The following is a 26,597-nucleotide window of genomic DNA, read 5'->3' as shown; positions in this document are numbered from 1 at the left end:
TAATTAGTACTAATTTTGGAAATAATATACTTTTTTAGCTAATTATAATTATTGGTTTAGCGAAAGTTTTCATAAACTCAACATGCTTGGTTTTGATAGTCATATGAAGAGGTTTGTAGCTGATAATCAATACTAAATTTATTAACAATCACAGATGAAAAAGATTTCTTTCTCAACAATACTCCGAGTAGTATTGGTTATGCTAACATTACAGCAATCGGTTTTGGCGCAGTATCCTCAAATTCCAGCCGATATCCAAAAACAAAGCGACTCGTTACTTAATGCAAGTAGAAAACAATCTGATATTGCTTGGCAAAAGGCTTTGCCTATTATTCAGAAAGAATCGCGTGAAGGTAAACCCTATATTCCTTGGGCTGCTCGTCCTATTGATTTACCGCAAGCAAGTATTCCTGCGTTTCCGGGTGCTGAAGGTGGTGGCGCTTACTCTTTTGGTGGTCGTGGCGGAAAAGTATATGTCGTAACAAGTCTTGAAGATAATGGTCCAGGTTCTTTGCGTGAAGCGTGTGAGCAAGGTGGTGCAAGAACAGTTGTTTTTAATGTTTCGGGTATTATTCGTTTAAAAACACCGCTTATCATTCGTGCTCCTTACATCACAATCGCAGGTCAAACAGCTCCGGGCGACGGTGTGTGTGTGGCGGGTGAGTCTGTTTGGATTAATACACACGACGTAGTAATTCGTTTTATGCGTTTTAGAAGAGGAGAAACCAATGTTGGCCGTCGTGATGATTCAATCGGAGGAAATCCAATTGGTAACATCATGATTGATCACGTTTCAGCAAGTTGGGGCTTGGATGAAAATATGTCGATGTATCGTCACATGTACAATGATAGTACTGGTAAAATTGAAGATAAATTACCTACTGTTAACATTACGATTCAAAACTCTATTTTCTCTGAAGCATTAGATACTTGGAATCACGCTTTTGGAAGTACGTTAGGTGGTGAAAACTGTACGTTTATGAGAAACCTTTGGGCAGATAATGCTGGTCGTAATCCTTCAATCGGATGGTTTGGTATTTTCAATTTTGTAAACAATGTAATGTTCAACTGGGTACACCGTTCGACAGATGGAGGAGACTACCGTGCCATGTATAATATTATCAATAACTATTATAAGCCAGGACCGCTTACACCAAAGGATTCGCCGATTGGATATCGTATCTTAAAGCCTGAGTCTGGTAGAAGTAAATTAGGCTATTTAACGTTCGGGCGTGCTTATGTGCATGGTAACATTATGGAAGGCAATGAACGCGTAACCAAGGATAACTGGGACGGCGGAGTTCAAGTAGAGAATTTTGCGAATGCAGACAAATATACACCAGATATAAAATGGAATAGTCCATTACCAATGCCTAAGCTAACAATCTTACCTGCAACACAAGCACGTGATTATGTATTAGCCAATGCAGGAGCAATATTACCTATCAGAGATGCCGTAGATACTCGTGTAATTGAACAAGTTCGTACAGGAAAAATTAAGTATACAGAAGGTGTTAAATTACCAGAAACTCAATTTAAGCACCGTCGTTTACCAATTGACTCATACAAGCAAGGTATTATTACTGAAATTAGTCAAGTGGGTGGATACCCTGAGTATAAAGGAGTAGCATACAAGGATTCAGATAATGATGGTATGCCAGATGCTTGGGAGCTAAAAAATGGATTAAACCCTAAAGATGCTTCTGATGCAGCCAAAGATAGAAACAAAGATGGTTACACAAACATTGAAGAATATTTAAATAGCGTGGTTACGTTAAAAACGGTAAAACCATAATATTGAAAAGCTTTTAAAAGTAAAAGGGAGATTGTTGAATCAGTCTCCCTTTTACTTTTTTTAAATAATCCTATAAGAAATTACCCAAAAATACAGTATACAGATGATGTTTTTTCGCTTCTTACTATATATTGATAAATCCGTAATAAAACACTGATTATCAGTATATATTGAAATATTTAAAGAAATTATAGGGAATATAAGATGAACTTAGAAAGTAACTCCCCTTATTTTTGACCTGATTTATAGGGTTCTTATACTAGAAAGGATTTGATAATATTGTATAATAGCTTGAGAAAATGATATAAATACATGAGATTGATTCTTTCTAATTTTGTGTTGAGGTATAGAAATAGCAAAAGAATAAATAAAATAAATGATATTCTTTAAGGATGAAATGATTATTCTTGACTTTAAATGCTTAATTGTAATTGAATTTTAAAAGGATTGATTGGTAGAAATTACCAAATGAATATGGTGAGTTTAATAAAGAAAATAACATTTGTATGCCTTGCTGTTTTACTGAACAGTATCCAGCTTTCTGCTCAGAAAGCTAAAGTTGTTAAACCTCTTCCACCTGCTTATCTTGAAGCAAATGCGAAGTTAGGTTACACGCCAGACGAACAGGGAAATCGTATTCCAGATTTTTCATATTGTGGTTATATGGCAGGAGAAGAAGCCATTCCCAATGTAGCTATAAAAGTTATTGTTCCTGTAAAAACTGGTGATGCGACGGTTAGGATACAATCTGCTATTGATTACGTGGCTACTTTAACGCCAAATAAAGATGGTTTTAGAGGGGTAGTTTTATTAGAAAAAGGCATTTATGAAGTAGCAGGTAATTTAAGAATCAATAACTCTGGAATTGTATTGCGTGGAAGTGGAATGGGAGAGAGCGAAACAACCATACTAGGGAAAGGTGACATCCGTGAGACGTTGATTACTGTTGCTGGAAAAAATGATAAAGTATTAGAGGGCGCAGTAAAAATTATTGATACTTACGTTCCTGTTAATTCAGCGAAAGTAAAAGTTGATGCAAATGGTCATTTCAAGATTGGTGATAAAGTAATTGTTCATAGACCATCGACGAAAGATTGGATTGAAAAATTAGGAGCAGACCATTTTGGTGGTGGAGTAACTGCCTTAGGATGGAAAGCTGGTCAAAGAGATGTTTTCTGGGATAGAACAATCGTTGCCATTAATGATAATGAAATTACATTAGACGCACCCATCACTACAGCCTTGGATGCTAATTATGGCGGTGCTTATCTTTCAAAATATAGTTGGAATGGCAGAATTGCACAGGTTGGCGTAGAAAATATGAGGTTAGCATCTACTTATGATTTAAATAATCCAAAAGATGAAGACCATCGCTGGGGGGCAATTTCATTTGAAAATGTTACTGATGCTTGGGCTAGACAAATTGTATTCAAACATTTTGCAGGTTCGGCTGTAAATATTTTAGAAACGGGTAAACGCATTACTGTTGAAGATTGTCAGTCACTAGCGCCGATTTCAGAAATCGGTGGGCAGCGTCGTTTCACTTTTTTTACTACAGGTCAACAGACGCTCTTTCAAAGATTATATTCAGAATTTGGGTATCATGATTATGCCCTTGGTTTTTGTGCCGCAGGACCAAATGCTTTCGTACAATGCGAAGCGCATTTGCCTTTTAGTTTTAGCGGAACAATTGATAGTTGGGCTTCGGGTGTTTTGTTTGATGTAGTAAATATCGATGGACAAGCATTAAGCTATACTAATCGTGGGCAAGATGGACAAGGAGCAGGCTGGACAGCCGCCAATTCTGTTTTATGGCAGTGTTCTGCTTCAAGAGTCGATTGTTTTCAAGCTCCTACTGCACAAAACTGGGCTTTTGGTACATGGTCACAATTTACTGGAAATGGCTATTGGGATATGTCTAACGAACATATTAACCCCCGAAGTTTATATTATGCACAACTAAAAGACCGTATTGGTAGCAAATTAGGCAATAGAGCTATTTTGCTACCAATACCATCTGAGGCATCTAGTAGTCCGAAAGTTGAAGTAGCCATGTCTTTGACCGAACAGGCGAAAAAGCCTGCCCAAACATTACAAGAATTTATTGCACAAGCAAAAGACAGAGAAGATATTCCTACTCAAGCAACTGTGCCAACGATTGAACAACTTGGGCTTAAAAAATCTACGCTAATTACAAAAGCAGAAGCTTTACAAATTACAAATGGTTGGCTAGTGCGTGGGAAAGAGTTGATTATTGGAAGAAAACAAGAAGTGCCTTGGTGGTCGGGAAGTGCTAGACCTTATGGATTAGAAAATGCTAAAGCCCATATTACTCGTTTTGTACCAGGACAAACAGGAAAAGGTTTGACGGATAATCTGGAAGAATTAACAAATTGGATGAAAACCAATAATATAAAAGCTATTGACCATAACTATGGACTTTGGTATGAGCGTCGTCGTGATGACCATGAGCGAATCCGTAGAATTGATGGCGATGTTTGGCCTCCATTTTATGAATTACCTTTTGCCAGAAGTGGGAAAGAAACAGCTTATGATGGGTTGAGCAAATATGATTTGACAAAATATAATAAATGGTATTGGAACAGATTAAAACAATATGCTGATTTAGCTGATCAGAAAGGATTGTTGCTGATTCATCAGAATTATTTCCAACACAATATCATTGAGGCAGGAGCGCATTATGCCGATTTCCCTTGGCGTCCTGCTAATAATATTAATAATACTGGTTTTCCTGAACCAGTGCCTTATGCAGGAGATAAGCGAATTTTTATGGCAGAACAGTTTTATGATGTTTCAAATCCTATTCGTCGAGAAATCCATAGAGCGTATATACGTAAGTGTCTCGATAATTTCAAAGATAATACTGGTGTCATTCAATTAATCGGTGCTGAATATACGGGACCACTGCATTTTGTTCAGTTCTGGATTGATGTTATTAAGGAATGGGAAAAAGAGACGGGTAAAAAGGTAATTGTTGGGTTAAGTACGACAAAAGATGTGCAAGATGCGATTCTCGCTGATGCTGAGAGAGCCTCTGTTGTTAATTTAATAGATATTCGTTATTGGCATTTTCAAGCAAATGGCAATGCTTATGCACCCTTGGGAGGACAAAATTTAGCACCTCGTCAACATGCTCGACTACTAAATCCTAAAAAGAGCTCATTTGAACAAGTATACCGTGCTGTAGATGAATACCGACAAAAATTTCCAGAGAAAGCTGTCATCTATTCAGCAGATAGTTTTGATGCGATGGGTTGGGCAGTGTTGATGGCAGGAGGTTCTTTGGCAAATATCCCTGTAGTTGAGAATCCACAATTTTTACAAGATGCTAGCTCAATGAAGCCTTTTGAATTAACGGATAAAACAGCGAGTCAATGGGCATTAGGAAATCCAGAGAAAGGCTTTATCATTTATAATGACCCTCAAAATGTGATAAAGCTTGACCTGACCCAACAAAAATCGACCTTCAAAGTAAACTATATTAATCCGAAAACGGGACAAATTAACAAAGAGGAAGAAAAATTAAAAGGAGGAAAGATTATTCAACTAAAAAATAAATCATCAGAAACAGAGGTGATTTGGCTCAGAAAAATATCATGAAATACAATGCTATGCATAAAGGTTTAATCATCGTTTTTTGTTGTCTAATGGCTATGGCGTCATGCAAGCCAGTGAAAGAGGTGGGACAATTGCCAGACTTAAAAGTATCTGCCAACGGAAGATTTATTGCTACTAAAGATGAAAAACCATTTTTTTGGTTGGGAGATACAGGCTGGTTATTATTCAATAAATTGACCCGTGAAGAAACCGAAACGTATCTTGAAGACAGAAAGCAAAAAGGCTTTAATGTGATTCAAGTAATGGTGTTACATACTGTTGAAGCTGTGAATGTATACGGTGATTCTGCCTTGGTAAAAAAAGATGTAACAAATACTAAAGTGACAGAGGGCAATGATTTTGCGAATGCTGAACAATATGATTTTTGGGACCATATCGACTTTGTAATCAAAAAAGCTGAGGAAAAAGGTATCTATATCGCATTAGTACCTGTTTGGGGTGGTAATGTAAAAGCAGGTCATGTTTCACAAAAGCAGGGCGAAAAATATGCTGCATTTTTGGCAAATCGTTATAAGAATCAATCAAATATTATTTGGCTGAATGGTGGTGATATTAAAGGAAGTGACTCTTTGGCTGTTTGGAAAACGATTGGAAAAACCATTAATGAGATTGATGATAAACATTTAATTACTTTTCATCCAAGAGGTAGAACGTCTTCATCAGACTGGTTTCATAATGAAAAATGGCTAGACTTCAATATGGTGCAGTCGGGGCATAAATCTTATGAACAAGATACTTCTGCGAATGAAACACGTCATTTTGGGGAAGATAATTGGAAATTTATCAATGATGATTATCGCTTAAAACCTACTAAACCAACAATTGATGGTGAACCGTCTTATGAGGGAATTCCACATGGATTACATGACTCGTTGGCTACAAGATGGACAGCAGACGATGTTCGCAGATATGCATATTGGTCAGTTTTGGCGGGGGCTTTTGGATACACTTATGGACAAAATGAAGTGATGCAAATGCATAAAGGATTTTCAGCATCTACTTCTTTTGGACCAAGAGAAAAATGGTCGGTTGGGATGAAAGCATTAGGTTCAAGCCAGATGATTCATTTAAAAAACCTGATGCTTTCTAAAGATTTTTTTGATTTTGTTCCAGACCAAAGTTTGATACTTGATCAAGGAGTAAGGTATAATTATCTATTGGCCACAAAATCAAAGAATACGGTCTTAGTCTATACGTATACAGGCAGAAATTTCAAAGTAAGCATGGGTAAAATAGCAGGCGACCAAGTGAAGGCATCTTGGTATAGCCCAAGAGATGGGAAAAGTATTGAAATAGGAGTACTTGAAAATAAAGGAGAACAAGCTTTTAATCCTCCTGCGGAACCAAAAGACGGAAATGACTGGGTATTGGTATTAGATTCAAAATAAGCCTTTCATGAAAAAAATAGTTGGAATATTATTGCTCAGTCTTTTATTGAGTTCATGCTCGAAAGAGGTATATATGTTTAGTTCATTTCATGAGCCAGCTACTGATGGATTACGATTTCTATATAGCGAAGATGGTTACAAATGGATAGATATGAACCATGTTTTTTTGAAACCTACGATTGGAAATCAAAAAGTAATGCGTGACCCATCCATCGTCCAAGGGCCAGATGGCACTTTCCATTTAGTTTGGACGAGTAGCTGGAAAGGGGATAAAGGCTTTGGTTATGCTAGTTCAAAGGATTTAATCCATTGGTCAGAACAAAAAATGATACCAGTCATGGAACATGAACCTACTACTGTGAATGTATGGGCTCCTGAATTATTTTATGATGACGAAACCAAACAGTTTATTATCATTTGGGCTTCGTGTATTCCTTTTCGTTTTCCAAAAGACCAAGAAGCAGAAGATAATAATCATAGAATGTATTATACGACTACGACAGACTTTAAAAACTTCTCGCCGACTAAATTATTAATTGATCCAAAGTTTAGTGTGATAGATGCGGTAATTGTAAAACGAAAGGCAAAAGATTATGTATTGGTTTTAAAAGACAATACTCGTCCCAATAGAAATATAAAAGTTGCCTTTGGCGAAAGTGCCATTGGACCTTATACCAACGTTTCAGCACCCTTTACTAAAAATTTCACAGAAGGACCAAGCGTAGAGAAAGTAGGGAATGATTGGTTGATTTATTACGACTCGTATCATGATAAAAACTATGGCTCAATGAAAACGAGTGACTTTAAAAATTTCACAGAAGTCTCGTCACAAACTTCTGTTCCTGAAGGGCATAAGCATGGAACCATTTTTAAAGTTAAAAAAAGCATTTTTAAATCATTACAAAAAGAGGTTCAGCCAACCAAACAATAGCCATATAAATATGAATCGATTAAAATATATACTAAGTTGTTTGTCTATCATCTTGAGCTTTACAGTTACTAAAGCCCAAGATACAGTGCGTTATACTGGAGAAACACTTTCAAATGTAGATTATCATCACGGGCAACTAAGTCCAGCGGTTGGCGTACACAATATTCAGGTATTTCATGCGAATAGAGAAAATCCTGTATTAGCAGGAGGTAATAATTGGACATATAATCATGCCCCAATGTTGGCATATTGGAATAATACTTTTTATTTACAATACTTGAGTAATCCTGCAGGCGAGCATATTCCACCCGGACAAACCCTATTGTTAACGTCAAAAGACGGCTATCATTGGTCGACCCCAACGGTTATTTTTCCACCTTATAAAATCCCAGACGGTTGGACTAAGACAGGATATAAAGGCGTAGCCAAAGATTTATATGCCGTCATGCACCAACGAATGGGCTTTTATGTATCAAAGAAAAAACGTTTATTGACGTTAGCTTACTATGGCATAACAATGGATGCAAAAGATGACCCTAATGATGGGAAAGGCATTGGAAGGGTAGTGAGAGAAGTTCTGGCAGACGGTAAATTTGGAGAAATATATTTTATTAGAAACAATGCTTCATGGGATAAAAGTAAATCTATTTATCCTTTATATACAGCCAGTAAAGACAAAGGATTCATAGAAGCTTGTGACGAACTATTGGCTACCCCTTTAATGATGCAACAATGGGTAGAAGAAGCCGATAGAGATGACCCTTTGATTCCTCTGAAAAGAGAAGCCAAAGCATTTAGTTATTATCATTTGCCTGATAATAGGGTAGTGGGTTTATGGAAACACGCTCTTACTTCAATTAGTACGGACGAAGGCAAAACTTGGCAGTATAATCCATTAAGAGCACCGGGGTTTGTAAATAGTAATGCCAAAATTTGGGGACAAAAAACATCGGATGGTAAATATGCTACCGTGTATAATCCTTCTGAATTTCGCTGGCCTTTGGCTGTTTCTACTAGCAAGGATGGCTTAAATTATACTAATTTATTGTTGGTCAATGGTGAAATTTCTTCGATGCGTTATGGCGGAAACTTTAAGTCTTATGGACCGCAATATGTACGTGGAATCATAGAAGGTGATGGCGTAGTGCCTGATGGAAATATGTGGCTTACCTACAGTATGAATAAAGAAGACCTTTGGGTTAGTAAAGTACCAGTACCTATAGTTGACGAAGTAAAAAACCATGTTAACGAAATTTTCGCTAATATGAAAAATGGGGAAGAGTTAAAGTATTGGAATATTTTCAGCCCTATTTATGCCCCTGTGGCTATCGAAAAAATTGGTGATGGTTCAAAAGCATTGGTTTTAAGAGATAAAGATAAATTTGATTTTGCCAAAGCTGAAAGAGTCATTCCAGAATCTAAGAAGGTAGCCGTTGAATTTACCATTATTCCTCAACAATCAGATAAAGGACTATTGCATATAGATTTTGTAGATGCCAAAGGCACACCAGCAGTAAGATTAATATTTGATGCTGATAGTGCTTTTAAAGCCAAAGTGGGTTACCGAAATTCGGGTATTATGAAGTACGAAGCTGGACAAGAGTATGCCATCAGAATAGAGTTAGACAGACACAAACGAATGTTTAACGTTTTTGTAAACGGACAAAGCAAAGGAACAAAACTCTTTTTTGCGCCAGTAGCATCATTTAAAAGAGTCATATTCAGAACGGGTGAAATTCGTCGTTTCCCTGATTCAGATACTCCAACAGACCAAAGTTATGATTTGAAAAATGCAGGAGAATTAGACAAAGAAGCAGTTTTCATCATCAAATCATTCAAAACAAGTGCTTATTAGTTATGTCCAAAAACATTCTTATATATTTTATTTTTTGTCTGCTAACTATCAAAGCTCAGGCACAAATTGTGTTACCCCGTATTTTGGGACATAACATGGTTTTGCAACAAAATAAACCCTTGACAATCTGGGGGAAGGCTTCTGTAGGAGAAAGAGTAAATGTTCAGTTTGCAGGGCAAGATAAAACAGCTTTTGCAGATGAAAATGGAAAGTGGGCAGTGGTATTGAAACCCTTGAAGGCATCAAGTACTCCTGCTGAACTCATTATCACTGGAAAGAATACTATCAAACTTCAAAATATTTTGGTAGGCGAAGTTTGGCTATGTTCAGGGCAATCGAACATGGAATATACTATGCGAAAAAATAGCAAAGTAAAAAGGCCAAACATAGCAATTGAGAATCCTGTAGATGAACTAGAATTTGCTAAAAACTCTCTCATTCGTATTTTTTTAGTCAATCGTAAAGAATTAATTAAACCCGATCCTTTACACCGTGGCTGGAGTATTGCTAAAGATTCTGCCTTACGTTCATTTTCGGCGGCAGCTTATTTTTTTGCCAAAGAATTGCATAAAAATCTAAATGTTCCAATCGGTATGATTTCTTCGGCTATTCCTGGCAGTAGGATAGAACCTTGGATTTCCGAAGAAGCATTTGCTGAATCTGAGTATTTTAAAGGGCAGAAAGTAGAAGGCGAACCTGCTAAATTTTTTGAACCCATGATTCGCCCGTTAATTCCTTTTGCTTTAAAAGGCTTTTTGTGGTATCAAGGCGAAACGAACTGTTTTTTGACAGAAACGACAGAATATACCCAAAAATTAACAACATTAATCAATAGTTGGAGGGAAGCTTGGGGAGACAAAAAAATGCCTTTTAACTATGTTCAAATTGCCCCTCATACTTATTCGGAATCTAAAGGGAAATTGATGTTAACCAGAGAAACTTTGCCAGCCTTCAGAGAGGCTCAGACCAATGTGTTGAAAGTTCCCAATACTGGAATGATTATTACCACAGATTTGGTCGATAGTATCAAAGACATTCATCCTCCTTATAAATGGGAAATTGGAAGACGTTTAGCCCTTGTCGCTTTGCATAACGACTATGGCATGAAAAGCATAGTAGCCTCAGGTCCAGTATTTAAGAAAATGAAAATTAACGACGACGTAATTCGGTTAGATTTTGACGAAATAGGGAGTGGTTTAATCAGTAAAGATGGAAAAGCTTTAACTAATTTTCAAATTGCTGGTGAAGATGGAAATTTTGTAGATGCACAAGCTATCATCAAGGATAATAAAGTATTGGTTTCCTCATCAAGTATTTCAAAGCCAGTAGCTGTGCGTTTTGCTTGGGATGAAGCTGCTCAACCCAATTTATTTAATCAAGAAGGCTTACCTGCCCGTCCTTTTAGAACAAAGTAATAATGAAGATTACCTTTTTAACCATATTTTTTTGCTTGACTTCTTGGCTTGTTCAAGCACAAGAAACACAGAAATTGTATTTATCTGGAACAGGAAATGATAAAACTGTTAATTGGGATTTTTTCTGCACGGCAGGGAGAAATTCAGGAAAATGGACGACTATTCCTGTACCTTCTAACTGGGAATTGCAAGGTTTTGGAAAATACAACTATGGTTTTGCTAAAGACAGTTCAAGAGGGAAAGAAAAAGGGCTTTATAAACATACTTTTACTGTTCCTACTACTTGGAAGGGAAAAAGTATCAACATTGTTTTTGAAGGAGCAATGACGGATACCGAAGTGAAAATCAATGGCAAATCAGCAAGTGCTGTTCATGAGGGTTCTTACTATGCTTTTCGCTACGATATTAGTACGTTGGTAAACGTTGGAACAGAAAATCTTTTAGAAGTAACAGTATCAAAACACTCAAACAATTCTTCTGTCAATGAAGCGGAAAGAAAAGGTGACTTTTGGATTTTCGGAGGTATTTTTCGACCAGTCTATTTAGAAGCTTTGCCTGTACAACACATCGAAAGAATAGCTTTAGATGCTGATGCACAAGGGAATTTTAAGGCAAATGTTTACTTGAAAAATAGTCAGCTCAATCAAACCGTTTCAGCTCAAATTTATACGCTTGACGGTAAGAAAGTAAGCTTGCCAATAACAGCGAAAGTAACGAAGGGAGATGGTACAGTAGTCTTAAAAACGTTTGTAAATAATCCTCTTGTATGGTCATCTGAAAAACCGAATCGTTACAAGATAATTGTAAGCCTGTTAGACCAGAACAAAGTTGTTCATACAGTAGAAAAGAAGTTTGGATTTCGTTCAGTTTTAGTAAAGCAAAGAGACGGTGTATACGTAAATGGAAAAAAAATTAAGTTTAAAGGAGTAAATCGTCACTCTTTTTGGCCTACTTCTGGTAGGACTACTAGCAAAGATATCAGTGTACTGGATGTGAAGCTGATGAAAGACATGAATATGAATGCTGTTAGGATGTCACATTATCCACCAGATGACCATTTTTTAGATGTTTGTGATTCCTTAGGGTTATATGTGATGGATGAATTGGCAGGTTGGCATGGCAATTATGATACGCCAACAGGAACCAAATTATTGAAAGAATTAATGGTGCATGATGAAAATCACCCTGCTGTTATTTTTTGGATTAATGGTAATGAAGGCGGACATAATTATGAATTAGATGCAATTTTTCCGCAAGAAGATATTCAAAAGCGCCCTGTGATTCACGCTTGGGAAGCTTTTGCAGGGTTTGATACCCAGCATTATCGTGAATATAATTATGGCATTGGGAATTACGATAATGGGCATAACATTGTAATGCCAACAGAATTTTTGCATGGAATGTACGATGGTGGTCATGGAGCAGGCTTAGAAGATTACTGGGAAAAAATGTGGGTAAGTCCTTTGTCAGCAGGTGGTTTTCTTTGGGATTTTGTAGACCAAGGTATTGTAAGAACTGACAAAAATGGCATATTGGATACCGACGGAAATCATGCAGCTGATGGAATAGTAGGTCCTTATCGTGAAAAGGAAGGAAGCTATTTTACCATTAAAGAGGTATGGAGTCCTATAAAGTTTGAAGCCAAGGAAATTACACCTGCTTTTGATGGCGTATTGAATATCGAAAATCGCTATTCGTTTTCTAATATCAATGAATGCACTTTCTCTTGGAAGTTAAAACAATTTGATAATAAAAATCTAATAGAAAAATCGGGGTCTATTGTTCCACCTAATATTAAGCCATCCGAAAAGGGAAGTATTAAATTATCCCTTCCGAATGATTGGCAAGCTTATGATGTATTGTATGTAACAGCCAAGGATTTTAATAACCAAGAAATTTTTACTTGGAGTTTCAAGATTTCTTTGCCAGAAAAAATAGCCAAAACTATAATAAAGACTGATGGAAATGAAAAAGCAAAGATTGTAGAAATAGATTCTCTTTACACCATTTCAGTAAAAGATTTAGCAGTATCGATTAATAAGTTTACAGGAATTTTACAGAAAGTACAGAATAAACAAGGCATTATTCCTTTTAATAATGGTCCCATTGTGCAAGAAGGGGCTACTAATTTTAGAAACTTCGCTTACCAATTTGAAAACAATAATTTAATCATTACATCCACTTTCGATAGAAAGAATAGCTATAATACTTTGCAGTGGACAATTTATCCATCTGGCTGGATAAAAATGAAAGTCAATTATTTTCCAGGGGATTACTTTACTAACTTTTTTGGTGTGAATTTCTCCTTTCCTGAAACAGCCATTAAAGGAGTAGAATACATGGGAAATGGCCCTTTCAGGGTGTGGAAAAATAGGATGAAGGGAAATCAATTTGGGGTTTGGCAAAAAGAATATAATACTACCGAAACAGGAGAAATTCCTTTTATCTATCCAGAATTTAAGGGATATCACTCAAATATGTATTGGTGTAAATTTATAGGCAAAGAACAAAATTTTACTGTTGTTACCGAAAATGAAGATATTTTCTTCCGTTTGTTTACCCCAGCTTTTAAACAAGACCCTTATAAAAACTATCAAATCAATTTTCCAAACGGGGATATTTCATTTTTACAGGGTATTGCAGGGATTGGTTCAAAAACCAACAAAACCGAAAATTCTGGTCCGATGGGCATGAAAAATATTTATTACGATTACGAAAAAGAACCAGCTAGAGCCAAAGAATTGATTTTATACTTTGACTTTTCGGGAAATAAGTAGAATAATAGCATTGTCTATTGTAAAATAAACCATTAAATGTGCAAATTTGATTGGAAATTCGACAAAAAGTATGATTATTTGTAAATTTTAGAAGCAAAAAGTTACATTTATGATACACAGAAATATATTTCCATCATTATTAGAGCATTTGTCAAAGCCTCAAGCCACAGTAATAACTGGAATGAGAAGGGTTGGAAAGTCAACCGCTTTGAAATATCTATTGACACAAGTACCACATAATAATAAGGTTTATTTGGATTTGGAAAGGGTTGAAAACCGTTATTTGCTCAATCAAACAAATACGAAAGATATTGAAATTGGCTTGGCAATAGAAGGGATTGACCTTTCAAAACCAGCTGTAATTGCACTAGATGAAATTCAGTTGGTAAACCAAAGTACAAGTGTGATAAAATTCCTATATGACACTTATGGTACAAAATTCATTGTTACGGGATCTAGTTCATTCTATTTGAAGAACCATTTTTCAGAAAGTTTGGCTGGCAGAAAGAGAATTTTTGAGATGTATCCTTTGGATTTTGCGGAATTTGTCGCTTTCCAAGGAGAAAGTCCAACACTTTTAAAACAGTTTGCTGAAGCTCCCTTCCATCTTAGTATTTACCTTAAATGGAAGGCATTATATGAAAATTTTCTAAGTTTTGGAGGATTTCCTGAAGTTGTTTTAGCTGAAACCGAAGAGGATAAAAAGGCTTATTTAAGAGATGTAATTAATGCCTACATTGAGTTAGACATAAGGTTATTGTCAGATTTTTCGGCATCAGATGACCTTTACAGATTAGTAAGGTTATTGGCTGTAAGAACAGGGAGTAGGTTAGATTTTAGCAAATTAGGTGCTGTGCTGGGTATAAACCGTGCGAAAGTAAAAGAGTATATAAGTTTGTTGGAACATACATATTTTATAAAATCAGTAGGGGCATTTACGCAAAGTTTAGATAAAGAGTTTTCTAAGCAAGAGAAAATATACTTAGCAGATACGGGCTTGTTACAAGCATTGGCACAAGTAAGTAGCGGACAAGTTTTTGAAAATGCAATTGCTTTACAGTTAAGTCATCTAGGTTCAATTCAGTATTATCAGAAGAAAACAGGGTTAGAGATAGATTTTATTTTAGAGGGTAAAAAAGCAATAGAAGTAAAAGAAACACCGACGCCACACGACGAACAAATATTAAAAAACAGAGCTAAAAGCTTGGGATTGGACACTTATTATTTAGTTGGACGGCATCAATCTCCTAATGATTTCAAAGATTTTGTTTGGGGAGGAAGTTTAATCAGTCAATAAAACCACAAGATTTATATCACTTGATTATAAAAGAATGAAAATTACAAAACACATCTTCCTTTTTGTCGCTATCGTATTGTTTGCTTCTTTTAGTAAACAAGATGCAGGCATCCAAGTGCAAAATTTACGTTGCGAAATGCTAGTAAATCCTGAAGGAATAGATGTTGTAAAGCCTAGATTAAGCTGGGAAATTACGGCTTCCCAAAGAAATGTACAGCAAGTTGCCTATCAAGTTTTGGTAGCTTCTACACCTGAAAAACTAGCTGCTAACGAAGGCGATTTATGGAATTCAGGGAAGGTATTATCTGATGAATCTATCCATGTAAAATACGCAGGAATAGCATTAAAGAGCAAGAAAAGATGTTTTTGGAAAATAAAAACTTGGACAAATAAGGGGGAATCAGCTTGGTCTGAAACAGCATTTTGGAGCATAGGCTTATTGAATTATGTAGACTGGAAAGGACGATGGATTGGTCTCGACCGTTCTTTTGAATGGGATAATGAAAGCCAATTTGCTAGACTTTCAGCAAGGTATTTTAGAAAGGAATTTGTAGCCCAAAAAAGTATCAAACAGGCTACTATTTATATCGTGGGCTTGGGGCTTTATGAATTATATCTAAATGGACAAAAAGTGGGTGACCAAGTGTTAGCACCTGTTCCTACGGACTATACCAAAGGGATAAAGTACAATACTTTTGATGTAACCAAACTCTTGAAAGCAGATAAAAATGTTATTGGAACAGTCTTGGGGAATGGGCGTTTTTATACCATGCGTCAAGATTATAAACCATATAAAATCAAGACATTTGGGTATCCTAAAATGCTATTGAATCTGGACATTGAATATACAGATGGCACAAAGGAGATAATATCAACCGATGAAAGCTGGAAAGTAACTGCCGATGGCCCTATCAGAACAAATAATGAGTATGATGGCGAAGAATACGATGCTACCAAAGAAATGCCTAATTGGAATATGGTAGGATTTGAAGATAAAAGTTGGCTGAAAGTCCAATTAGTACAGGAAGCAGGAGGAATGTTTGAAGCGCAGATGACGGAGAACATGAAAGTAATGGAAACCATCAAACCTGTATCTATCAAAAGCTTGAATGCCAATACTTATATTTTGGACATGGGACAAAATATGGCAGGTTGGTTAAGAATGCGTGTTACTGGTAAGAAAGGAGATAAAATAGGTCTTCGTTTTGCTGAAACGTTACAAAGTAATGGAGAATTGTTTGTGAGGAATTTAAGAGATGCCAAGGTAACGGATGCATATACGTTAAAAGGAGAAGGACAAGAAACGTGGGAGCCTTCGTTTGTATATCATGGCTTTAGGTATGTAGAAATAACGGGTTTCCCGACTGTGCCAACTGTCGAAAACTTTGATGGAAGAGTTGTTTATGATGACATGGCAACGATTGGAGATTTCGAAACGTCAGATAAAACCATTAACCAAATTTATAAAAATGCCTATTGGGGTATCAGAAGTAATTATAAAGGAATGCCAGTTGACTGTCCACAAAGAAATGAACGCCAACCTTGGTTAGGAGATAGAACAACGGGAGCTTATGGCGAAAGCTTTATTTTTGATAACGTTCGTCTGTATTCAAAGTGGCTGAATGATATTGAGCAAGCACAAAAACCTGATGGAAGTATCCCTGATGTAGCCCCTGCTTTTTGGCGATATTATGGCGATAATGTTACTTGGCCTGGTACTTACATTACTATTGCAGATATGCTGTATCGTCAGTATGGTGACCAAGAAAGTATCAGAAGCCACTATCCATCTATGAAAAAATGGATAGATTATATGCAAGATAAGTACTTAGTAAATGGATTAATTACAAAAGATAAATATGGTGATTGGTGTGTGCCACCTGAGTCTTTAGAATTGATTCATGCTAAAGACCCTGCTCGTCAAACAGATGGAGAATTATTGGCTTCAGCAACTTATGTGAAGTTGTTGGATGTGATGCAAAATTTTGCTCGCTTACTCCACAAATCTGATGATATCAAAGCATTTGAGCAAAGCAAGCAAGCAATTATCAAGGCATTTAACAAAAAGTTTTTAGATAGTAAAAATGGACAATATAGTAATGGAACAGTTACTGCAAACCTGCTGCCTTTGATGTATAATATGATTCCTGCCAATGAAAAAGCAAAAGTTTGGAAGAGTATTGTTGATAAAGTTTTAATCGAAAACAAAGGACATATCAGTACAGGCGTGATTGGTACACAATGGCTAATGCGTGGATTAAGTGACAACGGACGTCCAGATATAGCCTATACGATTGCTTCTAATCGAGATTATCCAAGTTGGGGATATATGGCAGAAAATGGTGCTACTACTATTTGGGAGCTTTGGAATGGTGATAAGGCAAACCCAGAAATGAATTCTGGAAACCATGTAATGTTATTAGGGGATTTGATTATCTGGTACTATGAAAATGTAGCGGGAATCAAATCTTCCAAAGAATCAGTTGCTTTTAAGAGAATCGTAATGAAACCTGAAATGATTGCAGGGTTAACATCTGCTAAGGCTTCATATCACTGTATGTATGGCATCATCAAATCTGATTGGAAAAAAGAGGGGAATAAATTTCAATGGAATATCAGTGTCCCAGTAAATACTAAATCTTTAGTTTATCTGCCTACTAATTCACTTAATCAAGTCACAGAAAGTGGGAAAGCAATTGCATCATTAGAAGGAGTGAAGTTTATAAAAGCAGAAGGCAATAAGTTGATATTGGAAGTAAGTTCTGGTAATTATTCCTTCAATGTTAATTAATTGTTTTGACAGCAGGCATTAAAAATATTAAAATTCAATACGCATTATCATGTTAAGAAAAAGCTTATTTACGGTATTAATGGCAGTTTGTGTGTTTTTCACCATGCAAACGAATGCTCAAAAATGGAAATCGGGAATATTATTAGATGAGTTTGTCGTAGAAAATCCTCCGTTCCCTGAAAGCCATGCAGCCACCATTGCCGAAACACCCAAAGGGCTAGTGTCAGCATGGTTTGGAGGTACCAAAGAACGCAATCCTGATGTATGCATTTGGGTAAGTAGAAATGTAAATGGCAAATGGTTAGCTCCTCAAAATGTGGCTAATGGTATTGTGAATGATACACTCCGCTATGCTTGTTGGAATCCAGTATTATACCAAATCCCGAAGGGAGATTTAATGCTTTTTTATAAAATAGGTCCTAGTCCATCAAAATGGAAAGGGTGGTTGAAAACCTCGGCTGATGGTGGCATTACGTGGTCGGAAGCAAAGGCTTTACCAGAAGATTATATCGGTCCCGTAAAAAATAAACCAGTGTTGTTAAGTAATGGCAATTTGTTTTGTCCAACTAGTACAGAAGGCTCAGGATGGAAACTCCATTTTGAAGTAACACCAGATTTTGGAAAAACATGGAGAATCGTTGGCCCCATCAGTGATGGAAAAACCTTCAATGCTATCCAGCCAAGTATTTTAGACTATGGCAAAGGCAAATTACAAATTTTAGCAAGAAGCAGAGACAGAGCAATTATTGAATCGTGGTCATATGATAATGGCGAAACATGGACACCATTGGCGAAAGCAAATTTGCCTAATAATAATTCAGGAACAGATGCTGTGACCTTGAAAGATGGTCGTCATTTATTGGTATATAATCATGTGTTACCTCCAGGAGATTTAGCCAAAGGTCCGAGAACACCACTGAATGTATCATTAACCAAAGATGGCAAGCAATGGTACGCAGCTTTGATTATAGAAGATTCACCTATTAGTCAATATTCATATCCTTCTATTATTCAAACGTCTGATGGCTTAGTGCATGTAATTTATACTTGGCGACGCAAGAAAATAAAACATACTGTTATTGACCCTTCAAAATTGAAATTGAAGAAAATCAGCAATGGAGAATGGCCACAACTAAAAGGATACGAAGCACCAAAAGGAGGAGAAATTACTAAAGACTAATCTCATGAAATATCTAAAAACACTCTGTTTACTCTGTTTGACTTACTTTTCTTTGGCGCAAACAGCAGATAATTCTTTCAAAAAACCATTGAAAGAAGTGATTGCTCAGATTGAAATTCGTTTCAAAGTAAAAATTCGTTATCCCGAAGAGTTGGTAAAAGATAAATGGGTGACGTATGCAGATTGGCGTTTCAGACCAGATTTTGAGAAAACGATGAACAATGTATTGTCGTCGCAAGATATTACGTTTGCCAAAGAAGGTGAAAAAAAATATAAACTTCAAAGCTATCAGTATCATCTGAAAACACCTGAGGAAGGTGAACAACAATTAGCCTATTTATCTACTTTGTATAATGATGAAGCAAGTTGGGAAAAACGCAAAGAAGAATTAAAAGCTTGTATGTGGGACGCCTTGAAGCTTTCGCCACTGCCAGCTAAACCACAGAGTAAGGTAATCACCAGTAATAAGCGTAAAATGGACGGCTATACCATAGAAAATGTAGCAATCGAGACGCTCCCTGGGGTATATGTATGCGGTTCTTTGTATATGCCTTTAGAAAGTAAAGGTAAAATCCCTGTGATTTTAAATCCAGATGGACATTTTGGAGATGGACGTTATCGGGCAGATTGCCAGTATCGTTGTGCGATGCAGGCTAAAATGGGAGCTATGGCTTTCAGTTACGACCTTTTTGCTTGGGGAGAATCTACATTACAATTCAAATCAGAGTTTCACAGAAAAAGCATAGCCATGTCTGTTCAGGCTTTAAATAGCATTAGAATTTTAGACTGGTTACTTTCTTTTAGTAATGCAGATGCCAGTCGCGTAGCCATTACGGGTGGTTCTGGTGGGGGTAGTCAGACGATGTTGATAACCGCTTTAGATGATAGAATTACGCTAAGCGTGCCTGTGGTGATGTTATCGTCTTATCATAGTGGGGGGTGTCCTTGCGAAAGTGGTATGGGCGTACATGTATGTGGTAATGGCACAAATAATGTTGAAATAGCCTCAATGGCCGCACCAAGACCACAGTTAATTTTATCGGATGGCAAAGATTGGACACAACATGTGCCTGAAACAGAATTTCCTTTTCTACAAAAAATATATGGCTTTTATGGCGAAAAAGATGCCGTAAAAAATGTGCATTTTCCAACAGAAGGACATGACTATGGAAAAAGTAAACGCATGGCATTGTATGATTTCTTAGCGAAAAATTTCCAATTGGATTTAAAAAAATTGAAAGATAAAGCTGGAAATATCGATGAATCAAAGGTGACAATTGAGCCATTCCCAGCCATGTATGTTTTCGGAGAAAAGGGTGAAAATCTTCCTAGTAATGCAGAGAAAAGTTTTGAAACATTAGAAAAAATGTTTGAAGAAGCCCCTAAAAATTAGATAAATGAAAAAGCTAAATATAGCAATTTTTGTAACGAGTATGACAATTTTATGCTCGTTGCCATTGAAGAGTATTGCCCAAACAAATCATCAATATAAAATTGGACTAATTGATTTGATGCTTTTGAAGAGACAAAAACTGGGTGCTTTAACCCTTACGAAAGAAATTGGAGCAGACGGTGTAGAAATAGACATGGGTGGTTTAGGCAAACGTCCGACATTTGATAATCAGTTAGCTAACGATTCTATCAGAAATGTTTTTCTGACAAAAGCCAGAGAGTTGAATATTGAAATGTTCTCGTTGGCGATGACTGGCTATTATGCTCAATCCTTTTGTGGACGAGAAGAATACAAAAAATCAATTGAGGATTGTATTACTACAATGAAATTGATGAACATCAAAGTAGCATTTTTGCCATTAGGTGTTCAATGTGATTTGAAAAAAGACCCTGCTGTCAGAGACTCAGTTGTTGCCAGACTAAAAGTAGCAGGACAAATGGCTAAAAAAGCAGGCGTCGTGATTGGAATAGAAACGGCTTTGGATGCTACCGAAGAAGTAAAGCTATTGAAAGAGATTGGTTCTGACGGTATTAAAATATATTTCAATTTCTCTAACCCTCTAAAAGAAGGACGTGATTTATATAAAGAATTAAAAATATTGGGTAAAAATAACATCTGTATGATTCATTGTACCAATAAAGATGGTGTATGGCTACAGAATGACCCTGAAATAGACATGAAGAAAGTAAAAGCTACGCTTGATAAAATGAAATGGAGTGGCTGGCTAGTAATAGAACGTTCGAGAGATGCTAATAAGCCCAGAGATGTAAAAGGAAATTTTGGTGCTAATACAACTTTCTTGAAAACAGTTTTTCAAAACTAAATGATGAAATATTTTTTTATAATTTTCTCTTTTTTAATCATTGCTTTTTCATCAAATAGTCAGGCACAAACGGATATTTGGGTATCTCCTGATGGACTTGATGTAAATATTGGTAGCCAAGATAAGCCCTTGCAATCAGTAGCGATGGCTATTCGGAAAGTACGCGAGATGCGTAGGCTATCGGATGGTAACTTGACGAAAGCCATACATATTTATGTACGTAAAGGGAATTATCAATTGTATGAGCCAATTGTAATTCGTCCAGAAGATGCTGGAACGGCTGTTAGTCCGACTATTATCGAAGCAGCACCTAACGAAAAACCCATTATTAGTGGTGGTATAAGCATAACAGGTTGGACAAAATTAAAGGGTAACCTTGCAGGTTTACCCAAAGAAGCTATCGGGAAAGTTTGGGTAGCGGATGCGCCAAAAGTAGGAGGAGATTTGTTGAAATTCAGACAATTATGGGTGAATAACCAAAAAGCTGTTCGAGCTAAAGATACGCCATATCCAACCATGAATCGTATTTTATCTTGGAATAAGAAAGAAGAAACCTGTTGGATTCCTGCACCAAAATTTGGGGATTTATCCAAAGTGAATGGCATGGAAATGTTCATTCATCAATGGTGGGCTATTGCTAGTTTGCGTATCAAAAAAATGGAAGTACAAGGTGATAGTGCTAAGCTTTCATTTTTTCAGCCAGAAAGTCGCATACAGTCAGAGCACCCTTGGCCAGCGCCTTGGATTTCAAAAGAAACAGGAAACTCTGCATTCTATCTAAGTAATGCCCTCCAGTTTTTGAACCAAGAAGGTGAATGGTTTTTGGATAGCAAGGCTGAGAAAGTTTATTATATCCCACGTGCCAATGAGGTGATGGATAAGGCAACAATCATAGCTTCGTCATTGGAAACCTTACTTAAAATAGAAGGAACAATTGATAATCCTGTGGCTTATGTTTTCTTTAAAAACATCGCTTTCAACCATAGTGCATGGTTGCGCCCTTTTCAACAAGGGCACGTTCCGCATCAAGCGGGTTTATATATGTTAGATGCCTATAAACTAAAAATACCAGGGACACCCGATAAAAAAACGTTAGAAAATCAAGCTTGGGTTGGTCGACCAAAAGCGGCTATCGAGGTTTCTTATGCTCATCATACGGGCTTTGAAGGTTGTCGTTTTGAACATTTAGCCTCTACAGGACTTGATTATTACAAAGGTGTCCACGACAATACTATTAAAGGTAATCTTTTTAAAGATATAGGCGGAACAGGCATCCAAGCAGGTGTATATGCAGATGAAGCCACAGAAATACACTTGCCTTATAATCCTTCTGATGAAAGAGAAGTATGCACCAATTTGTTGATTAGCAATAATTTAATTACGGATGTTACGAATGAAGATTGGGGTTGTGTAGGTATCGGAACAGGGTATGTAAAGGGCATCAACATAGAGCACAACGAAATTTCGGATGTGTCTTATTCAGGCATTAGCATGGGTTGGGGTTGGACGAAGACCATCAATGTGATGAAGAATAATAAAATTACGGCTAACAAAATACATCATTATGCCAAACACATGTACGATGTAGCGGCAATTTATACATTGTCGGCTCAACCGGGTTCTGTCATTTCTGAAAACTATGTCGATAGCATTTACAAAGCCCCTTACGCACATATTCCTAATCATTGGTTTTATTTATATACAGATGAAGGTTCTTCTTATTTTACGATTAAAGATAATTGGACTCCCTCTGAAAAATTCCTACAAAATGCTAATGGACCAGGGAATACTTGGCAAAATAATGGGCCACAAGTCGCAGATAGTATTAAGGTTAAAGTTGGTATTCAGTCGGAATACAGCTATCTGCTAAATGATAAAAATCAGGTAGATAAGTTTTGGACAATCAATATTGAAAAGCCTGTTATTGTAGAATTGATTATTGAAAAAGGAAAGACGATAGACAGGAAAAAATTAGATGAGATTCTTGTAAAAAGTAAAGTATCACAAGAAGCATTATTTCAATGGGAAAATCACTTAGTTATTTTTGATAAAGTACAAGATGTGTATTTGCTTCGAGAAAGACTGAAAAATGCTTTTCCAGAAGTACAAATCAAGACTTATGACGATTTGTTTTATGAGTTTAACCAAGAAAGATGTAAGAATGGAAAGGTGGCTAAAGAGTGGTCGCATACTATCCTAACAGCCAATCTAGTAGCAGACACTACTTTACAAAAAGAATATTTGGCTTATCATGCTACACAATTTACCAAATGGCCAGAAGTAGCCCAAGGCTTTTGTAATGCCGACTTTCAACAATTACTCCTGTATAAAAATGGCAGACAATTGATGTTAGTTATTAGTATTCCCAAAGGTGAAAATTTAGATAAACTCAATCCAAAAACCATTGAGAACAATCCTAGAGTAATAGAATGGAATACGTTGATGAAAAAATATCAAGAAGGAATTACAGGTACAAAAAAGGACGAAACATGGGTTTTTCTGAAACCTGCTGGAAATTAATAATAGAGAATTCAAGGGTTAATAAATAGCAATAAAAATGTTGAAAATAGCAATTTTAGGTTTAGGAGAAGGTCGAAGTACCATGTCGGCTGCATTGGCTAGCAAAAAATTAGAATTAGTTAAAGTATGCGACCGCAATATTGATTTATGTAAGCAAAGAGCGAAGGAGTTCGACTTTCATCATTATACTACCGAATATCAAGATTTATTGGATGATAAAAATATTGACATCATTGCGATTTATACGCCTGATAAATTCCATGCAGAACATACTAAACAAGCATTATTGCATGGCAAACACGTAGTGTGTACTAAACCTTTTATTGACGATTTATCAAAAGCTAAAGAATTAATTGAGCTTTCAGAAAGGACAGGCAAAAAGGTTTTTGTCGGACAAAGTTCTCGTTTTTTTGAACCAATGAAAAAACAAAGAGCAGACTTTGAGGCAGGACTTATCGGAGAATTAATCACTATTGAAGGTTATTACCACGCTGACCACAGATGGTTTCTGGATAAAGGATGGTCGTTAGAGAATGCTTTCAAATGGCTTTATGGGGGCTTGAGTCACCCAGTAGATTTTATTAGATGGTATTTGCCCAATATTGAAGAAGTAATGGGTTACGGCATGTTAAGCTCGAATGGCTTAAAAGGAGGCTTGAAAAATGCCGATACTATGCACTTTATTTTTAAAGCGACTGATGGACGAATTGCGAGAGTAAGTGGAGCTTATACAGGGCCTGTTCAACCAGTAGTTCGCGATAGTGAAATGAGTTGTATCCTAAGAGGTACAGAGGGTTGTAGCCAAGCTGATTACATGGATTTACGCTATGCCGTTACTACCAATACAGGAGAAGAAAGAGTACAAACATGGGAGCACAAACTTAAACATTATTTCCGTTTTGAGGGCAAAAGCCATCATGCTGGCGAATACCAAAACTATTTAGAATATTTTGCTGATTGCTTAGAAAGTGGTGAAACGGCTTATCCAAATATCAAAGAAGGTATCGGAACGGTGGCATTATTGCAGGCAATGGATAAGTCTTTACAGACGGGAGCACCTGTAAAAATTGCGGACGTTTTGACAACACATCATCTTAGTGCAGACATTTTAAATAACTTTAGATGATGGGAAACATCGTAGAACGCCTAACTTTTTTAGATTATAGTATTGTGGTAGCCTATCTGATTATCTTGATAGTGATTGGTTACAGAGCAAGTTTTTCAGACAAAACTAACAAGGATGAAACCCTATTTCTGGCTAATAAATCGTTAGGCTGGTCGAGTATTGGTTTTAATATGTGGGGTACTAACGTGGGGCCTTCTATGCTACTAGCTTTTGCGAGCATAGGTTATAGCACGGGTATTGTAGCCGTTAATTTTGATTGGTACGCATTTGTCTTTTTGTTTTTGCTTGCTATCGTTTTTGCCCCTAAATACCTTGCAGCCAATGTAAGTACCATGCCTGAATTTATGGGTAAACGTTATGGCGATTCTACTCAAACTATTTTGGCTTGGTATGCCTTAATCAAAATATTAATCTCTTGGTTATCGCTTGGTTTGTTTGCAGGAGGCTTTTTAGTCAGGCAAATTCTAGGAATACCCATGTGGCAATCTGTGATCGTCTTGGTTTTGTTTGCAGGCTTATTTGCCTTTGCAGGAGGGCTAAAGGCAATTGCGAAAGTAAATGTATTTCAGATGATTTTACTGATTGCTGTATCTTTAACACTTACCATATTAGGGGTCATTAAAGTGGGTGGTATTTCAGAAGTTTATCATAAAGTCCCAGCTCATTATTGGACGTTGATTCATCCTGCTAGCGATACAAAATATCCTTGGTACGCTATTTTATTGGGCTATCCCGTAGCGGCTGTAGCTTTTTTCTGTACAGACCAAGCAATGGTACAGTCGGTATTAGGGGCTAAAAATTTAGAGCAAGGTCAGTTAGGTGTAAACTTTATTGCTTGGTTAAAAATACTGTCTCTGCCTTTATTTATTCTAACGGGAATTTTATGTTATATCCTTTTCCCCAATTTAAAAGACCCATCTGAAGCATATATGACGATGGTAACAAACCTTTTTCCTCCTGGAATGAACGGTTTAGTAATTGTTGTTTTAATCGCTGTGCTTGTTGGTACAATAGGTTCTTCTTTAAATTCCTTGAGTACAGTTTTTACAATGGACGTTTATTTAAAGAAAATAAATCCACATGCGACCAATCAGGAAATTATTAAAGTAGGACGATACACGGTTATTGCAGGTTGTATTTTTGCCATTATGATGGCGTTGGCAATTGATAGCATCAAAGGCTTGAATTTATTTGATGTTTTTCAATCAGTCTTAGGTTTTATAGCACCACCTTTGGCTGTTGTATTTTTACTGACTGTTTTCTGGAAAAGAACTACCAAAAAAGCGGTAAACTTTACGCTTTCTGCAGGTTCGGTCGTGAGTTTAGGGATAGGAGTCATGTATTTATGGGTTTTCACTCCCGATAAATACCCTATTTGGCCACATTATCTTTTGCTTTCATTTTTGATTTTTGCTTTTCTTTTTGTGTTAGCCATCATTATATCATTGTTAGATAATGAGCCCACAGTTTACTTGGCAACCTTTGAAGAAAAAAATAACATAGAAAAGCCAACAAGAAAAGTATGGATTTCATGGACTTTGCTAACAATTGTAATGATTGCCCTTTACCTCTTTTTTAACTAATGAACTTTTAATCTAATCATATTG

Annotated in this window: 15 protein-coding genes; all 15 read left to right on the top strand. The window is 36.5% G+C overall.

Annotated features, from left to right (window positions below; translation table 11 throughout):
• Positions 1 to 154 precede the first annotated feature (154 nt).
• The 15 genes from AC07N0_RS17445 (at position 155) to AC07N0_RS17375 (ending at position 26,573) form a co-directional block, all read left to right on the top strand.
• A complete protein-coding gene (locus AC07N0_RS17445; RefSeq protein ID WP_492803811.1) occupies positions 155 to 1,795 on the top strand; it encodes a polysaccharide lyase in 1,641 nt (546 codons plus the stop codon).
• Between the two features lie 447 nt (positions 1,796 to 2,242).
• Positions 2,243 to 5,416: a DUF6298 domain-containing protein gene (locus AC07N0_RS17440; protein WP_494590202.1), complete on the top strand. Its 3,174-nt coding sequence runs from the start codon at positions 2,243 to 2,245 to the stop codon at positions 5,414 to 5,416.
• Entirely contained in the window at positions 5,413 to 6,822 is a 1,410-nt protein-coding gene (locus AC07N0_RS17435; RefSeq protein ID WP_494590201.1) for a glycoside hydrolase family 140 protein, read from the top strand. The genes AC07N0_RS17440 and AC07N0_RS17435 overlap by 4 nt, the downstream gene beginning before the upstream one ends.
• Before the next feature lie 7 nt (positions 6,823 to 6,829).
• A complete protein-coding gene (locus tag AC07N0_RS17430) occupies positions 6,830 to 7,753 on the top strand; it encodes a glycoside hydrolase family 43 protein (protein ID WP_494590200.1) in 924 nt (307 codons plus the stop codon).
• 10 nt (positions 7,754 to 7,763) lie between these two features.
• Positions 7,764 to 9,608 (top strand): exo-alpha-sialidase, encoded by a 1,845-nt coding sequence (locus tag AC07N0_RS17425; RefSeq protein WP_494590199.1) that lies wholly within the window; start codon positions 7,764 to 7,766, stop codon positions 9,606 to 9,608.
• A gap of 95 nt (positions 9,609 to 9,703) precedes the next feature.
• Positions 9,704 to 11,023: a sialate O-acetylesterase gene (locus AC07N0_RS17420; RefSeq protein WP_494590198.1), complete on the top strand. Its 1,320-nt coding sequence runs from the start codon at positions 9,704 to 9,706 to the stop codon at positions 11,021 to 11,023.
• Between the two features lie 2 nt (positions 11,024 to 11,025).
• Complete coding sequence (locus AC07N0_RS17415; RefSeq protein ID WP_494590197.1) at positions 11,026 to 13,800, top strand: glycoside hydrolase family 2 protein; 2,775 nt, start codon at positions 11,026 to 11,028, stop codon at positions 13,798 to 13,800.
• Positions 13,801 to 13,909: 109 nt separating this feature from the next.
• On the top strand, positions 13,910 to 15,097 hold the full coding sequence (locus tag AC07N0_RS17410; RefSeq protein ID WP_309917140.1) for an ATP-binding protein: 1,188 nt from the start codon (positions 13,910 to 13,912) through the stop codon (positions 15,095 to 15,097).
• 34 nt (positions 15,098 to 15,131) lie between these two features.
• Positions 15,132 to 17,888, top strand: coding sequence for an alpha-L-rhamnosidase (locus AC07N0_RS17405; protein WP_494590196.1), 2,757 nt, complete (start codon positions 15,132 to 15,134; stop codon positions 17,886 to 17,888).
• 49 nt (positions 17,889 to 17,937) lie between these two features.
• Positions 17,938 to 19,068: a sialidase family protein gene (locus tag AC07N0_RS17400; RefSeq protein WP_494590195.1), complete on the top strand. Its 1,131-nt coding sequence runs from the start codon at positions 17,938 to 17,940 to the stop codon at positions 19,066 to 19,068.
• Positions 19,069 to 19,072: 4 nt separating this feature from the next.
• Positions 19,073 to 20,461 (top strand): alpha/beta hydrolase, encoded by a 1,389-nt coding sequence (locus tag AC07N0_RS17395; RefSeq protein ID WP_494590194.1) that lies wholly within the window; start codon positions 19,073 to 19,075, stop codon positions 20,459 to 20,461.
• A gap of 4 nt (positions 20,462 to 20,465) precedes the next feature.
• On the top strand, positions 20,466 to 21,344 hold the full coding sequence (locus AC07N0_RS17390) for a sugar phosphate isomerase/epimerase family protein (protein ID WP_494590193.1): 879 nt from the start codon (positions 20,466 to 20,468) through the stop codon (positions 21,342 to 21,344).
• Positions 21,345 to 23,864: an L-rhamnose mutarotase gene (locus AC07N0_RS17385; RefSeq protein ID WP_494590192.1), complete on the top strand. Its 2,520-nt coding sequence runs from the start codon at positions 21,345 to 21,347 to the stop codon at positions 23,862 to 23,864. It abuts the gene before it with no gap.
• Between the two features lie 37 nt (positions 23,865 to 23,901).
• The gene (locus tag AC07N0_RS17380) at positions 23,902 to 24,990 is read left to right on the top strand and encodes a Gfo/Idh/MocA family protein (protein WP_494590191.1); all 1,089 of its coding nucleotides are present in this window, start codon (positions 23,902 to 23,904) and stop codon (positions 24,988 to 24,990) included.
• Entirely contained in the window at positions 24,987 to 26,573 is a 1,587-nt protein-coding gene (locus AC07N0_RS17375; RefSeq protein ID WP_494590190.1) for a sodium:solute symporter family transporter, read from the top strand. The genes AC07N0_RS17380 and AC07N0_RS17375 overlap by 4 nt, the downstream gene beginning before the upstream one ends.
• Positions 26,574 to 26,597: the final 24 nt, after the last annotated feature.

The sequence above is a fragment of the Arcicella sp. GW821-FHT09D11 genome, from assembly GCF_059416265.1.
This window is presented reverse-complemented; position numbering and strand designations above follow the sequence as displayed.

Bases quoted from the DNA above. Each gene is read 5' to 3' on its own strand.
- AC07N0_RS17420 (WP_494590198.1), top strand. From the start codon at position 9,704: ATGGTTTTGCAACAAAATAAACCCTTGACAATCTGGGGGAAGGCTTCT.
- AC07N0_RS17380 (WP_494590191.1), top strand. From the start codon at position 23,902: ATGTTGAAAATAGCAATTTTAGGTTTAGGAGAAGGTCGAAGTACCATG.
- AC07N0_RS17435 (WP_494590201.1), top strand. From the start codon at position 5,413: ATGAAATACAATGCTATGCATAAAGGTTTAATCATCGTTTTTTGTTGT.
- AC07N0_RS17430 (WP_494590200.1), top strand. From the start codon at position 6,830: ATGAAAAAAATAGTTGGAATATTATTGCTCAGTCTTTTATTGAGTTCA.
- AC07N0_RS17405 (WP_494590196.1), top strand. From the start codon at position 15,132: ATGAAAATTACAAAACACATCTTCCTTTTTGTCGCTATCGTATTGTTT.
- AC07N0_RS17375 (WP_494590190.1), top strand. From the start codon at position 24,987: ATGATGGGAAACATCGTAGAACGCCTAACTTTTTTAGATTATAGTATT.
- AC07N0_RS17400 (WP_494590195.1), top strand. From the start codon at position 17,938: ATGTTAAGAAAAAGCTTATTTACGGTATTAATGGCAGTTTGTGTGTTT.
- AC07N0_RS17415 (WP_494590197.1), top strand. From the start codon at position 11,026: ATGAAGATTACCTTTTTAACCATATTTTTTTGCTTGACTTCTTGGCTT.
- AC07N0_RS17385 (WP_494590192.1), top strand. From the start codon at position 21,345: ATGATGAAATATTTTTTTATAATTTTCTCTTTTTTAATCATTGCTTTT.
- AC07N0_RS17425 (WP_494590199.1), top strand. From the start codon at position 7,764: ATGAATCGATTAAAATATATACTAAGTTGTTTGTCTATCATCTTGAGC.
- AC07N0_RS17410 (WP_309917140.1), top strand. From the start codon at position 13,910: ATGATACACAGAAATATATTTCCATCATTATTAGAGCATTTGTCAAAG.
- AC07N0_RS17395 (WP_494590194.1), top strand. From the start codon at position 19,073: ATGAAATATCTAAAAACACTCTGTTTACTCTGTTTGACTTACTTTTCT.
- AC07N0_RS17390 (WP_494590193.1), top strand. From the start codon at position 20,466: ATGAAAAAGCTAAATATAGCAATTTTTGTAACGAGTATGACAATTTTA.
- AC07N0_RS17445 (WP_492803811.1), top strand. From the start codon at position 155: ATGAAAAAGATTTCTTTCTCAACAATACTCCGAGTAGTATTGGTTATG.